This is a genomic window from Pseudooceanicola antarcticus, assembly GCF_900215355.1.
In the GTDB taxonomy this organism is placed as follows: domain Bacteria; phylum Pseudomonadota; class Alphaproteobacteria; order Rhodobacterales; family Rhodobacteraceae; genus Pseudooceanicola; species Pseudooceanicola antarcticus.
This window is the reverse complement of sequence record NZ_OBEA01000006.1, coordinates 180,582-194,662: the sequence shown is the minus strand read 5'-3', so window position 1 is coordinate 194,662 and position 14,081 is coordinate 180,582. Positions and strand designations below refer to the sequence as shown.

The window sequence follows — 14,081 nt, the reverse complement described above, 5'->3', positions numbered from 1 at the left end:
ATGGCAACCGTTCTTCTCTCCGCCGCCGGCGCGGCCATCGGCGGCTCTGTCGGCGGCTCGGTCCTGGGCCTTTCGGCCGTTGCTGCCGGGCGCTTTGTCGGGGCCACCCTGGGGCGTGTCATCGACCAGCGCCTGCTGGGTCAGGGCTCTGAAGCCATCGAGACCGGTCGCGTCGACAGGTTCCGCCTGACCGGCGCCGGAGAGGGGGACCCGGTGGCCCGCGTCTATGGCCGCATGCGGGTGGCGGGACAGGTGATCTGGGCCTCTGAATTCCTCGAGACCACCCGCACCTCGGGCGGTGGCAAGGGCGCGCCCTCTCAGCCCAAGGTCACCGAGCATTCCTATTCCGTCAGCCTTGCCATCGCGCTCTGCGAGGGCGAGATTTCCGGTGTCGGGCGTATCTGGGCCGACGGGGCCGAGATCGCCCCGTCTGATCTCGACATGCGGGTCTACAGGGGCAGTGCGGACCAGCTGCCCGACCCGAAGATGGAGGCGGTCGAGGGTGCGGGCCAGGTCCCCGCCTATCGCGGCACCGCCTACCTGGTCATCGAGGACCTCTCGCTGGAGCAATTCGGGAACCGGATCCCGCAGTTCTCGTTCGAGGTGCTGCGCCCGGCGCCCGCCGCGCTGCCCGAGGCGGCCAACGAGCCCGCCCATGCCATCCGTGGCGTGGCGCTGATGCCCGGCAGCGGCGAATACGCCCTCGCCACCACCCGCGTCAGCTACGACTACGGGGCAGGTCACGTGGGGCTCGCAAATGTCAATTCACCCTCGGGCAAGAGCGATCTCGAGACCTCTCTGGATCAGCTAGACGCCTCTTTCACCGATTGCGAGGCTGTCTCGCTGATCGTGTCGTGGTTCGGAGACGACCTGCGCTGCGGCTCTTGCGAGATCCGCCCTAAAGTCGAGCAAACCCAATATGATGGCAAGGAGATGCCCTGGAACGTGGCCGGGCTTTCGCGCGCAGCGGCAGCTTTGGTGGCTCAGGATGACGAGGGGCGGGCGCTTTATGGCGGAACTCCGGCGGATGCCTCGGTGATCGAGGCGATCGCGGCATTGAATGCGCGCGGCAAGGCGGTGATGTTCTACCCCTTCCTGCTGATGGACCAGGAGCCGGGCAACAGCCTGCCCGATCCCTACAGCGACGAGGACACCCAGCCGCATCTGCCCTGGCGGGGACGCATCACCACCTCGCAGGCGCCCGACCGTCCGGGCTCGCCCGATGGCACGGCAGTGGCCGAGGCGGAGGTGGCGGCCTTCATGGGGATCGCCCAGGCTTCTGATTTCGGCATCGTCCCGGGGGCGGTGAGCTACGCGGGCCCGGCTGAATGGCGCTATCGGCGCTTCATCCTGCATTGCGCAGCGCTTTGCGCGGCAGCAGGTGGGGTGGACAGCTTCTGCATCGGCTCCGAGATGGTGGCGCTGACCCGGATCCGAGGCGCGGGCGGCAGCTTCCCGGCGGTCGCGGCGCTGAGGGACCTGGCCTCGGAGGTGCGCGCGATCCTCGGGCCGAATGTGAAGCTGGGCTATGCCGCCGACTGGACGGAATATTTCGGCTATCAGCCCCAGGATGGTTCGGGCGATCGCTACTTCCATCTCGATCCGCTCTGGGCCGATCCGCAGATCGACTTCATCGGGATCGACAATTACATGCCGCTGTCGGACTGGCGCGAGGGCGATACGCATCTCGACGCGCAGCAATACGACAGCATCTACGATGCCGCCTACCTGGCGGAAAACATCGAGGGCGGAGAGCTTTACGACTGGTACTACCATTCGCCCGAGGCCCGCGCCGCGCAGATCCGCACGCCGATCACCGACGGGGCCCACGATGAGCCCTGGATCTGGCGCATCAAGGATCTGCGCAACTGGTGGGACAACGACCACCACGAGCGTATCGGCGGTGTGCGGCAGGAGACGCCAACGGCCTGGGTGCCGCGCTCGAAGCCGATCTGGTTCACCGAGCTGGGCTGTGCCGCCGTCGACCGTGGCACCAACCAGCCGAACAAGTTCCTGGACCCGAAGAGCTCGGAATCCGCCTTGCCGCGGTATTCAACCGGGGCGCGGGATGAAGTGATCCAGCAGCAATACCTGCGGGTGATGCATGGCTACTGGAACGATCCGGCGCATAACCCTGTCTCCGAGCTTTACGGAGCGCCGATGCTGGACATGTCGCGCGCCTTCGTCTGGGCCTGGGATGCGCGGCCTTTCCCGCATTTCCCCAATGACCTCGGGACCTGGAGCGACGGAGAGAACTACCGCGCCGGCCATTGGATCACCGGGCGGGCCTCTTCGCGGTCACTGGCGCTGACGGTGGCCGAGATCTGCGCCCAGGCGGGGCTGGAGCACTACGATGTGCGCGCGCTTTACGGAGTGGTCAGCGGCTATTGCGACGACGAGGTGCGCGAGGCCCGTGCGGCGCTGCAACCCCTGATGCTGCGCTACGGCTTCGACGCAGTGGAACGCGACGGGGTGCTGCGCTTCACCATGCGGGGTGGCCCGCTGATCGCAGAGCTGGACCAGGACACCCTGGCGCTGAGCGCAGAGCTGGAGGGCACGGTGGAGCGCCAGCGTGGCCCCGAGGCCGAGATGGCCGGCCGGATGCGCCTGCGTTTCGTCGAGGCCAATGCCGATTTCGCCCGCGTCTCGGAAGAGGCGATCCTGCCCGACGAGGCAAGCCGCGCCGTGGCCGGCAGCGAGATCGCCCTGGCGATGACGCGGGGCGAGGGGCGGCAGGTGGTGGAGCGCTGGCTGGCGGAGGCGCGGGTGGCGCGTGACAGCCTGCGGCTGGCCTTGCCGCCCTCGCGCCGGGAGCTGGGGGCGGGCAATGTCATCGCGCTGGAGGAGGACGAGGGCCAGGCGCTCTACCGGATCGACCGGGCCGAACATGGCCCGGCCACCCTGGTCGAGGCCGTGCGGATCGACCCGCAGGTCTACCGGCCCGGCGCGCTGAGCGAGCCCTTGCCTTCGGTCGCCGGTTTCTCGGCGCCGCTGCCGGTGATGCCGCTCTGGCTGGACCTGCCGCTCATTCGCGGCGACGAGGCCCCCCATGCGCCGCATATTGCGGTGACGGGCGATCCCTGGCCGGGCAGCGTCGCGGTCTATGGCGCGGGTTCGGATGCGGGCTACCAGCTGGACCAGGTACTGAGTGCCCGCGCCACCATCGGCGTCACAACGACCCCGCTTGCCGAGGGACCCGTGGGGCGCTTCGACCGGGGGGCGCCGCTTGGCGTCTCTCTGACCTCCGGGACGCTGTCCTCGACCGACGAGGCGGGGCTTCTTTCTGGCGCCAACCTGATGGCCATCGGCGATGGAGACCCGTCCAACTGGGAGCTCTTCCAGTTCCGCGATGCCGTCGTGACGGGACAGGGCAGCTACCTGCTGTCGCACCGGCTGCGCGGGCAGCTGGGCTCCGAGGCGCTGATGTCCGAGGTCTGGCCCGAGGGCTCCTGGGTGGTTCTGCTTGACCAGGTGCCGCGGCAGATCACCCTGGCGCCCAGCCAGAGGCGGCTGGCACGGCATTACCGGGTCGGACCGGCGGCGCGTGGCCCGGATGATCCGGCCTACCGGCACGAGGTCTGGGCCTTCGACGGGATAGGCCTGAAACCCTATGCGCCCTGTCACCTGCGGGCAGAGACGCAGCCTTCGGGTGACATCACCTTCAGCTGGGTGCGCCGCACGCGGATCGAGGGCGACAGCTGGGACCTGGCCGAAGTGCCACTGGGGGAAGAGGCGCTGGCCTTCCGGCTGCGTATCCGCAAGGCGGGCGCGGTGCTGCGCGAGGTCACGGTCGAGGCGACCTCCTGGACCTACAGCGCGGCCGATCAGGCGGCCGACGGTCTTTCGGGGCTTGCCGAGATGGAGGTGGCCCAGATCTCGGCCAGCTTCGGTCCGGGGGCCTTTGCCAGGCTGACCTTCTCGGTCTGAGCGGCGGGGTGGGGCGATCACGGGAAATCTTGCATTCCTCATCGTGATCGCCCGCCTCACGCCTTTGCATTTTCCCCGGCGTACCTATCTGCTATGATCTACGGATCTTAGGGTCGCTCAAATGGCCCGAAACGGGAAAATGACCATGGCACATTCCAACCCGAAGCTGGCAGAGCTGGACCCCGTCTGGGACCGCATCCTGCGCGAAGCCGAAGAGGCCGTCGCCGATGAACCGCTGCTTGGCGGGCTCGTCCACTCGACGCTGTTGCACCACCCCTCCTTCGAGCGGGCGCTTGCGTACCGGGTCTCGATGAAGCTGGCCTCGGACGAGATGCCCGGCCAGCTTCTGCGCGAGATCTGTGACGAGGCGATCCGTAGCGATCCCGAGATCGCCGCCTCGGCCCGTGCCGATATCGTCGCCACCTACGAGCGCGATGCGGCCTGCCATCGGTTCATCCAGCCGCTGCTCTACTTCAAGGGCTACCAGGCGGTGCAGAGCTACCGGATCGCCCATTGGCTGTGGACGGAGGGCCGCCGCGACCTGGCCTATTTCTTCCAGATGCGTTGCTCCGAGGTCTTCGGCGTGGATATCCATCCGGCCGCGGTCATCGGCAAGGGCATCATGATCGACCACGCCCATTCCATCGTGGTGGGCGAGACCGCCGTGGTCGGCGACAATGTCTCGATGCTGCATTCGGTGACGCTTGGCGGGACCGGCAAGGAAGAAGAGGACCGCCACCCGAAGATCGGCAACGGCGTTCTGATCGGCGCTGGTGCCAAGGTGCTGGGCAATATCAAGGTCGGCAATTGCTCGCGCGTGGCCGCGGGCTCCGTCGTGCTGCACGAGGTGCCGCCCTGCAAGACCGTCGCCGGCGTCCCGGCCAAGATCGTGGGCGAGGCGGGCTGTGACCAGCCGGCGCTGCGCATGGACCAGCTTCTGGGCAAGTGAGCCCGTTACACGGACCTGCATTCGGGGCGCCTTCGGGCGCCCTTTTGCGGTCTAGCGGCGGAAGGTGACGACCTTGCCCTCGGGCTTGGCCTCGGCGGCGGTATAGCAGACACCGTCGACCTTCAGGCCCTGCGGATCGAGCAGGGTGATCGTGCCACCCCGGTTCGACAGCACCACCCCGGTCATCGGCACCGCCAGCACGGCCCCCGGCGCCAGCCAGGCATCGCCCGCCAGTTCGCGTACCTCGTCGAGCTTGTTCAGTATTTTCCAGCCTGCCAGCGACAGCCCCTCGTCCGAGCGGTTCATCAGGTAGACCGTCTCGGGCTGGCCCTTCGAGCTGGGGCGGTTCTCGACCCCCGCCGGATTGACCAGCGCGCCGCTGATCACCACCCGCCGGTCGGGCCGCAGCGGCATCGCCGGTGGTACTGCCGCCTCTGGCGAGAGCGGGCGGGCACCGAGGTAGCTGGCGAAATTGGGCGCGCCCGGCAGGGCATGGCCCGTGACCTCGTCGGTATGCACCGCCTGAGAGGCAAAGGCCATAAAGAGCCCGGCAAAGCGATCCTCGGCCTCGTAGTGCAGGATCACCGCGCCGTCCTGCCAGGGGCCGTTGTACTTGGCGAAACGCTCGGTGCTGCCCTGGTTCATGTGGATGTCATGCAGGCCCTGACGGTCGGAGTAGGGCTCTCCCAGCAGGTAGACGGTGGCACGGCGCGCGATGGCGGCTTCGAGCTCGGGCAGCACGAAGTCGATGATGTCGTTGGCGATATGGCCCGGCTCGTCATGGGGCAGGATGCGGCCCGCCTCGAAGTCGAGGATGTTCGAGCGGATGTAGTCCAGTGCCAGCCCGCCGGGGAGGCTCTCGACCGGCGTGAAACCGCGCGAGAGATGACGCAGGGCATCGGTGATGGGATGGCGCAGGTCGGGGATATGCCAATAGACCAGCTCGGACAGGGTCGAGAGCGACTTGACGTTGATCGAGGCGCGCTTGGTGCCGGCGAAATGACCGCCCGTGCCATCGTCGAAGAACAGGTGGATATGCGGGCTCGTCGCATCCTGGTCCAAGCGCTCGGCAGAGACGCGGACCGGGCGGCCTCTCCAGACACCGTAATCGAGAATGGGCATGGCAGAAACTCCCGGACCTCGGCGCAGCTTCGCGCCCCGGCGCGGCAGAGTCGAGAGGGGACGAACCCTTTGGGGCAAAAGAGAAAGGGCCCGCCGGATCGCACCGGCGGGCCCTTCGATTAGACTGCCAAAGTTACTGTCGCCCAAGGCTCGGCCCCGAGGGGCCGAAACCGTCAGGCCAGCATCAGCATCGGGTTTTCCAGGTTCTCGACGATGGCCTTCAGCAGCTCGGCGCCAAGGGCCCCGTCGATGACCCGGTGATCGACCGAGAGGGTCACGGACATCACCGTGGCGACCTCGACCTCGCCTTCCGCGTTCACCACCGGCTTCTTCACGCCCGCGCCGACGGCCAGGATGGCGCCATGGGGCGGGTTGATCACCGCGTCGAAGTTGTCGATGCCGAACATGCCGAGGTTGGAGACCGCAAAGGCACCGCCCTGGTATTCATGGGGGGCGAGCTTGCGATCGCGGGCGCGACCGGCCAGGTCCTTCATCTCGGCGGAGAGGGCGGACAGCGACTTGCTGTCGGCATCCTTCAGCACCGGGGTGAAGAGACCGCCTTCGATGGCGACCGCAACGGCCACGTCCGAGGGCTTCAGCTTCAGCACGCGATCCCCGGCCCAGACGGCATTTGCGTCGGGCACGGACTGCAGCGCCAGGGCGCAGGCCTTGATGATGAAGTCATTGACCGAGAGCTTCACGCCCCGCGCTTCCAGCTGCTTGTTCAGCTGGCTGCGGAACTTCATCAGCGCATCGAGCTTGATGTCGCGGCGCAGGTAGAAGTGCGGGATGGTCTGCTTGGCCTCGGTGAGACGGGCGGCAATGGTCTTGCGCATGCCGTCCAGCTTGACCTCTTCAAACTCGCGGCCCTCGTACATCTTGAGGACGGCGTCGGTCGAGGGGCCGGCAGGGGCGGCAGCAGCGGCTGCGGCCTTGGGCGCGGCGGCCTCGGACTTGGCAGCGGCAGGCTTGGCCTCGGCGGCTTCGACATCGGCCTTGACGATACGACCCTTGGGGCCCGAGCCCTTCAGGGACGCCAGGTCCAGGCCCTTCTGAGCCGCGATGCGGCGGGCCAGGGGCGAGGCGAAGATACGCTTGCCGTCCGCGCCCTTGGGCGCGGCGGGGGCGGGCGTGTCGACGGGTTTGCCGGTCTCGGCGGTGGCGCCACCCTGGGTCGCGGTGGATGCGGTTTCGGCAGGGGCGGCCTTTTCCTCGGACTTCGCCGCCGGGGCAGAGGCCCCGCTGTCGATGTCGTCAGCCGACTCGCCCTCTTCCAGCAGCACGGCGATCGGGGTGTTGACCTTCACGCCTTCGGTGCCGTCGGCGATCAGGATCTTGCCGATGACGCCTTCGTCGACGGCCTCGAATTCCATCGTCGCCTTGTCGGTCTCGATCTCGGCCAGCAGGTCGCCGGAGGAGACGGTGTCGCCTTCCTTCACGAGCCACTTGGCCAGGGTGCCTTCCTCCATCGTCGGAGAGAGGGCGGGCATCAGAATTTCTGTGGGCATCTCTCTCTCCTTAGCGGTAGGTGACTTTCTTCACCGCGGCGATCACCTCGTCGGTGGTCACCAGGGCGTGCTTTTCGAGGTTGGCGGCATAGGGCATCGGAACGTCCTTGCCGGTGCAGTTGATCACCGGCGCATCGAGGTAGTCGAAGGCGCGTTCCATGATCGTGGCCGACAGGTGGTTGCCGATGGAGCCGACCGGGAAGCCTTCCTCGACGGTGACGCAGCGGTTGGTCTTCATCACGGAGGCCAGCACGGTGTCGTAGTCGATGGGGCGCAGGGTCCGCAGGTCGATGACCTCGGCGCTGATGCCCTCGTCGGCCAGCTTGTCGGCGGCTTCGAGCGCATACTGCATGCCGATGCCGAAGGACACGATGGTCACATCGCTGCCCTCGCGCCAGATGCGGGCCTTGCCGAAGGGAATGGTGAAATCTTCCAGCACCGGAACCTCGAAGGAGCGGCCGTAGAGGATCTCGTTTTCCAGGAAGATCACCGGGTTCGGATCGCGGATGGCCTGCTTCAGCAGACCTTTCGCGTCTGCGGCGGAGTAGGGCATCACGACCTTCAGGCCGGGGATATGCGAATACCAGGCGGCGTAGTCCTGGGAGTGCTGGGCGCCGACGCGGGCGGCGGCACCGTTGGGGCCGCGGAAGACCATGGGCGCGCCCATCTGGCCGCCGGACATGTAGAGCGTCTTGGCGGCGGAGTTGATGATCTGGTCAATCGCCTGCATGGCGAAGTTGAAGGTCATGAACTCGACGATGGGCTTCAGGCCACCGAAGGCGGCACCGACGGCGAGGCCGGCGAAGCCGTGCTCGGTGATGGGCGTGTCGACGACGCGCTTGGGGCCGAACTCGTCCAGCAGGCCCTGCGTGACCTTGTAGGCACCCTGGTACTCGGCCACCTCTTCACCCATGACGTAGACATTGGTGTCGGAGCGCATCTCTTCGGCCATGGCGTCGCGCAGGGCTTCGCGCACGGTCTGCTCGCGCATCTCGGTGCCTTCGGGCCAGTCGGGGCTGGCGTTCGACTTGACCTCGGCAGGGGCGGAGGCTGCGGGCGCCTCGGTGGCCGCAGGGGCCTCCTCGGCGTCCGCCTCGGCCGGTGCGGCCTCGGGCGCTGCGGAGATCTCGCCGATGTCGTCGGCCGACTCGCCTTCTTCCAGCAGCACGGCAATGGGGGTGTTGACCTTGACGGCCTCGGTGCCCTCTTCGATCAGGATCTTGCCGATCGTGCCTTCGTCGACGGCTTCAAACTCCATCGTCGCCTTGTCGGTCTCGATCTCGGCCAGGATGTCACCGGAAGAGACGGTGTCGCCTTCCTTGACCATCCACTTGGCAAGCGTGCCTTCCTCCATGGTCGGAGAGAGGGCGGGCATCAGAATTTCGGTAGGCATTCCTCGGGTCCTCCCTCAGGCGTTGTGCTGCGGAATTTCATCCGCGTAGATGTCGGTCCAGAGCTCTTCGAGCGCGGGCTCGGGGCTTTCCTTGGCGAAATCGGCCGACTTGTTGACGATATCCTTGATCGCCTTGTCGATCTCTTTCAGATCCTCTTCCGAGGCGTGCTTGCCGTCGAGCAGCATGCCGCGGATACGTTCGATGGGATCGTTCTTCTCGCGCATGTTCTGCACTTCCTCGCGGGTCCGGTACTTGGCCGGATCCGACATGGAGTGACCGCGGTAGCGGTAGGTCTTGACCTCGAGGATGTAGGGGCCTTCGCCGGAGCGGCAGTGCGCCACGGCCTTCTCGCCGGCTTCCTTGACCGCCAGCACGTCCATGCCGTCGACCAGCTGGCCGGGGATGCCGAAGGGCTCGCCGCGCTTGTAGATCTCGGGCGAGGAGGTCGAACGCTTCTGGGCGGTGCCCATGGCGTACTGGTTGTTCTCGATCACGAAGATCACCGGCAGCTTCCAGACCGCGGCCATGTTGAAGCTCTCGTAGACCTGGCCCTGGTTGGCCGCGCCATCGCCGAAGTAGGCGAAGGAGACCCGGTCATTGCCGAGGTACTTGTCGGCGAAGGCCAGGCCGGTGCCGATCGGCACCTGGGCACCGACGATGCCGTGGCCGCCGTAGAAATGCTTCTCTTTCGAGAACATGTGCATGGAGCCGCCCTTGCCCTTCGAGTAGCCGCCTTCGCGGCCCGTGAGCTCGGCCATGACGCCGTCGGGGTCCATGCCGCAGGCCAGCATGTGGCCGTGGTCACGGTAGGAGGTGACGCGCTTGTCGCCTTCCTCTGCCGCGGCCTCGAGGCCCACGACAACCGCTTCCTGGCCGATGTAGAGGTGGCAGAAGCCACCGATCAGCCCCATGCCGTAAAGCTGGCCGGCCTTCTCTTCGAAGCGCCGGATAAGCAGCATGTCGTGGTAGTACTTCTTCAGCTCATCTGCCGAAACATTCGGCTTGGCTGCGGATTTGCGGGTCGCCATGCGGTGTCCTCCCCGTGAGTCGATGTGCAAATCTTGGATAGTTTAACGCTAAACTATCTCCTACAGCAATTCAGACCCTGATGCGAGGGCCAAAATCGCCGCGGGTGGCTGGCTTGATCCTGGTGCAAGACTAAGAGGCATTGCGCCTTTGTCCATGGGGCAATTGACGCAAGTTTGATTTGAGCGGGGATTGGGCGTCCCGGAATGCGCGTGGCGCGACCACTCTCGCGGCGGTCCGGTCGTCGAGAGGGGCAGGGGGCTGCGCCCCGGTCGCCGGATGACGATGAAAGGAGGGAGAAGGGGTTGCGCCCCTGTCGCCGGACGGCGACGAAAGGAGAGAGAAGGGGCTCTGCCCCGGTCGCCGGATGGCGACGAAAGCAAAGGCAGAGGGGGCTCCGCCCCCATCTCCGTGCCGGAGACTCCCCCGGAGTATTTTTAGCCTGGTGATGCCTGCAAGAGCCGCTTCATTCCATGCGGCGGCGCGAAATACGCGCGTGCGAGGCGGAAATCTCTGCCGGAACTGTCTGCGGGCTGTGCGGGGCGCGCGTCAGCGCAGGACGAATTCGTCGACGCGGACGAGGCCCAGAACATCGCGGGCCTGCTGGTCGAGCAGGTCGAGATCCAGGTAATCGTCGGAAAGGCGGCGCGTCTTGTTCTGCATGTCGATGATGCGACTATCGAGCCGCGCCAGATCGCGGGCCAGTACCTCGTTTGCGGCGACAACCTCGGCCCTGCGGAAAAGACCGTACTCCCCCTGCACGGCGGCAAAGGTGAAGTACATCCCCAGCAGGAGGATGGCTCCGAAATAGAGGAATAGCCCGATACCCGGACGCGACTCGATGCTCATGACTGCCTCAATCAACCCGCCTCTTCGTGCGGTGTATGCGAATCATGCCACAGGTGATTCGGGATGTGAATCCCCTAAGTGACCACTAGGCGAAATAACGCGGATTTTTCCTGATTTGGCGGGAGTCTCCGGTGGCCCGCGCGGGGGCCAGCCCAAGAGGTGCTAGGCTGCGAGCCAGAGACATCAGGGAGAATGACCATGCCGTTGATAGACATCCATGTGATGGAAGGCGTCTTTTCGCAAGAGGAGAAGGCCCGGATCATCGCCGAGACCGCGAAGGGCTTCGGCCGGGTGGCAGGCCAGGCGATGCAGGCCAATACCTCGGTCCGGGTGCACGAGGTGCGCAGCGGCGACTGGGGCGGGGCCGAGGGGGTCTGGACCACCGAACGGGCGCTGGCCCTGAAGGCCGAGGGCTAGGCGCATGTGAAAAGGGCGCCCCGCAGGACGCCCTTCGTTGGTCTGTCGGTCTCGGGGGTCAGCCCGCGACGGAGGCCGCGTAGATCCCGGAGATCGAATTGGCCAGCGTGGCATCGAACTCTTCATCGGACTGCTGGGCCGAAAGCCCCTCGGTCAGGGCGCGCGAGAAGGAGGCGATCATCCCGGTCTGGCGCGACAGCTGGTCATTGGCCTCGGCGCGCTCGTAGCCGCCCGAGAGGGCCACGACACGCATGACGGCCGGGTGGTCGACCAGCGCCTTGTACTGGTTGTCGACCTCGGGAAGGGTCAGCTTCAGCATCACCTCGGTGCCCTCGGGCAGGGCGTCGAGCTGGGCCAGGATGGCGTCGCGCAGCAGGGTCTCGGCCTCGGCCTTGTCGGGGATCGAGATGGTCACCTCGGGTTCGATGATCGGGATCAGCCCGTGCGACAGGATCTGCTTGCCGATGGCGAACTGCTGTTCGACCACCTTGGCGATGCCCGCCGGGTTCGCCGCATCCACCACGGAGCGCATCTTGGTGCCGAAGATCCCCTTGGCCACGCCCTTCTCGCAGAGCGCGTCCAGCTCGGGCATGGGCTTCATCAGCTTCACGCCATCCTCGGCCTCGTCCAGGCCCTTGTCGACCTTCAGCAGGGGCACGACCTTGCAGGTCTTCCAGAGGTACTCGGCGGTCGGTACGCCGTCGATCTCGCCGTCCATGGTGCGCTCGAAGAGGATCGCGGCGATCACCTTCTCGCCGTTGAAGGCCGGGGACTTGATGATCCGCGCGCGCATCTGGTGCATGAGCGAGAACATCTCGGCCTCGCCCTCGTAGGCGTCTTCCTCGATCCCGTAGAGCTTCAGTGCCTTGGGGGTGGAGCCGCCGCTCTGGTCGAGGGCTGCGATGAAGCCGTCGCCGGAGCGCATCTGCTCCGCCATGGCGGGATCGGATTTGACCATCTCGGAATGCAGGGTGTCGGACATGTCAATCGCCTGAAATATTTGGGTTTCACCAATCGCGGGGCGGGAGGTGCCGCCGCGGCTGCTCCCTGAATAGGCGAGCCATGTGACAGAGGCAATTCAGGTTGCGCTAACTGTCCGCAGTTCGCGTCCCGGGAGGGCGCGGGGGGTGTTTTCGCGGCAGCTTGCCCAGGCTTTCGGCCTGCACGGGCCGGGACGGGGCGGGAAGCGTCGGGCCATGGCGTTGCCCATGCCACCGCGCCATGCGAGGCTCACGGTGAAATGCAGCCAAGGGGAGCGACCGTGATGACTGCCTTCATCATCGGACAGATGACCATCGAGAACCGTGACTGGATGGAGGCCTATTTCGCCGAGATCCCCGATGTGGTCGCCCGCCACCAGGGCAGCTTCAGCGTGCGCGGCGGCAATCCGACACGGATGGAGGGGGAGGCCACGCTGCCCGATGCGGCCTTCGTGATCCGCTTCCCGGACCGCGCCCATGCCGAGGCCTTCTGGGGCTGCGATGACTTCCAGCGGCTGGCAAAGCTGCGGCGCTCTGGCTCCTCTCTCGACGCCATCCTGGTCGACGGAACGCAATAGCCCCCGAGCCGGAACTCGGGGGCTGCATCATGTCGAGGCCCCTGGGCGGGGGCGGTGCCGGTGAGGCGGCTCAGCCTTCCAGCGCGGCGACGCCGGGCAGGGTCTTGCCCTCCATCCATTCCAGGAAGGCACCGCCGGCGGTCGAGATGTAGGAGAAGTCCGCCGCCGCGCCCGAGGCGTTCAGCGCGGCCACGGTATCCCCGCCGCCGGCCACGGATTTCAGCTTGCCGGCCTTGGTCAGGGCCGCCGCCTTGAGGGCTGCGGCATCGGTGGCGGTATTGAAGGGCTCGATCTCGAAGGCGCCGAGGGGGCCGTTCCAGATCAGCGTCTTGGCGCGCTCGAAGGCGGCACCGACACGCTCCACGGCCTCGGGGCCGGCGTCGAGGATCATCGCATCCTCGGGCACCTGGGTCACGGGCACGGTCTCGCTCTCGGCACCGGCCTTGAACTCGCGCGCGACGACCACGTCCGAGGGCAGGATGATCTCGCAGCCCACGTCCAGCGCCTTCAGCTGGATCTGCTTGGCGGTCTCGGTCAGCTCGTGTTCGCAGAGCGACTTGCCGACGCTGATGCCCTGGGCGGCGAGGAAGGTATTGGCCATGCCGCCGCCGATCACCAGCCGGTCGACCTTCTCGACCAGGTTGCCCAGCAGTTCCAGCTTGGTCGAGACCTTGGCGCCACCCACCACGGCCACAACCGGGCGGACCGGCTGGCCAAGTGCGCCTTCCAGCGCCTCCAGCTCCGCCTGCATCAGGCGGCCGGCGCAAGCGGGCAGCTCGCGGGCCAGCGCCTCGGTCGAGGCATGGGCCCGGTGCGCCGCAGAGAAGGCATCGTTGCAGTAGACATCACCCAGCGTCGCCAGTTCCTTGGCGAAGGCCGGGTCGTTGGCCTCTTCGCCGGGATGGAAGCGGATGTTTTCCAGCAGCAGCACCGGCGCCTCGTCCTGCTCGGCGGTATGGGCCTTGGCGGCCTCCAGCGTCTCGATGAAGACCACCTTGCGGCCAAGCGCCTCTTCGAGGGCGGGAATGCAGATGCGCAGCGACATCTCGGGCACGACCTTGCCCTTGGGCCGGCCGAAATGGGCCAGCAGCAGCGGCTGACCGCCCTTGGCCAGTATGTCCTGCACGGTGGGAACGATTCGCTCGATCCGCGTCGCGTCGGTCACGCGGCCGTCTTCCACGGGCACGTTGATGTCGACGCGGGTCAGAACCCGCTTGCCGTCCAGATCCATGTCATCAAGCGTTTTCCAGCCCATAGCGGTCTCCCGAATGCAAATTTGGCGTCTGTTGGGCTCAAGTGATGGCCGCTTACCGCCGCATGGTCAACCGGCC

Annotated in this window: 11 protein-coding genes; 4 read left to right on the top strand and 7 right to left on the bottom strand. The window is 66.6% G+C overall.

The genetic code is table 11. The features are described from left to right. Together CRO50_RS15610 and cysE are read left to right on the top strand one after the other, a co-directional pair. Positions 1-3,927, top strand: coding sequence for a baseplate multidomain protein megatron (locus CRO50_RS15610; protein ID WP_097146854.1), 3,927 nt, complete (start codon positions 1-3; stop codon positions 3,925-3,927). Positions 3,928-4,072: 145 nt separating this feature from the next. Then, positions 4,073-4,876: a serine O-acetyltransferase gene (gene cysE / locus CRO50_RS15605; RefSeq protein ID WP_097146991.1), complete on the top strand. Its 804-nt coding sequence runs from the start codon at positions 4,073-4,075 to the stop codon at positions 4,874-4,876. Positions 4,877-4,927: 51 nt separating this feature from the next. Here cysE and CRO50_RS15600 read toward each other — a convergent pair whose 3' ends face one another. The 5 genes from CRO50_RS15600 to CRO50_RS15580 form a co-directional block, all read right to left on the bottom strand. Further along, the gene (locus tag CRO50_RS15600; RefSeq protein WP_097146853.1) at positions 4,928-5,998 is read right to left on the bottom strand and encodes a DUF2278 family protein; all 1,071 of its coding nucleotides are present in this window, start codon (positions 5,996-5,998) and stop codon (positions 4,928-4,930) included. A gap of 173 nt (positions 5,999-6,171) precedes the next feature. After that, entirely contained in the window at positions 6,172-7,506 is a 1,335-nt protein-coding gene (locus tag CRO50_RS15595; protein WP_097146852.1) for a pyruvate dehydrogenase complex dihydrolipoamide acetyltransferase, read from the bottom strand. Positions 7,507-7,516: 10 nt separating this feature from the next. Next, a complete protein-coding gene (locus CRO50_RS15590; protein ID WP_097146851.1) occupies positions 7,517-8,899 on the bottom strand; it encodes a pyruvate dehydrogenase complex E1 component subunit beta in 1,383 nt (460 codons plus the stop codon). A gap of 15 nt (positions 8,900-8,914) precedes the next feature. Further along, a complete protein-coding gene (pdhA, locus tag CRO50_RS15585) occupies positions 8,915-9,928 on the bottom strand; it encodes a pyruvate dehydrogenase (acetyl-transferring) E1 component subunit alpha (RefSeq protein ID WP_097146850.1) in 1,014 nt (337 codons plus the stop codon). 547 nt (positions 9,929-10,475) lie between these two features. Further along, positions 10,476-10,775 carry a septum formation initiator family protein gene (locus tag CRO50_RS15580; protein WP_097146849.1) on the bottom strand — a complete coding sequence of 100 codons (300 nt, stop codon included), beginning with the start codon at positions 10,773-10,775 and terminating at the stop codon, positions 10,476-10,478. Between the two features lie 198 nt (positions 10,776-10,973). Between CRO50_RS15580 and CRO50_RS15575 the strand changes: the two genes are divergently transcribed. Continuing rightward, positions 10,974-11,192, top strand: coding sequence for a tautomerase family protein (locus CRO50_RS15575; protein WP_097146990.1), 219 nt, complete (start codon positions 10,974-10,976; stop codon positions 11,190-11,192). 58 nt (positions 11,193-11,250) lie between these two features. Here the strand turns inward: CRO50_RS15575 and CRO50_RS15570 are convergent, their stop codons facing one another. Continuing rightward, positions 11,251-12,174 (bottom strand): fructose bisphosphate aldolase, encoded by a 924-nt coding sequence (locus tag CRO50_RS15570; protein WP_232617803.1) that lies wholly within the window; start codon positions 12,172-12,174, stop codon positions 11,251-11,253. Between the two features lie 282 nt (positions 12,175-12,456). On the opposite strand from CRO50_RS15570, the gene CRO50_RS15565 reads away from it, so the two are divergent. Continuing rightward, positions 12,457-12,750, top strand: a complete 294-nt coding sequence (locus CRO50_RS15565) for a DUF1330 domain-containing protein (RefSeq protein ID WP_157791764.1) — start codon at positions 12,457-12,459, stop codon at positions 12,748-12,750. Positions 12,751-12,820: 70 nt separating this feature from the next. Here the strand turns inward: CRO50_RS15565 and CRO50_RS15560 are convergent, their stop codons facing one another. Next, positions 12,821-14,005: a phosphoglycerate kinase gene (locus CRO50_RS15560; protein ID WP_097146847.1), complete on the bottom strand. Its 1,185-nt coding sequence runs from the start codon at positions 14,003-14,005 to the stop codon at positions 12,821-12,823. Between the last annotated feature and the right edge of the window lie 76 nt (positions 14,006-14,081).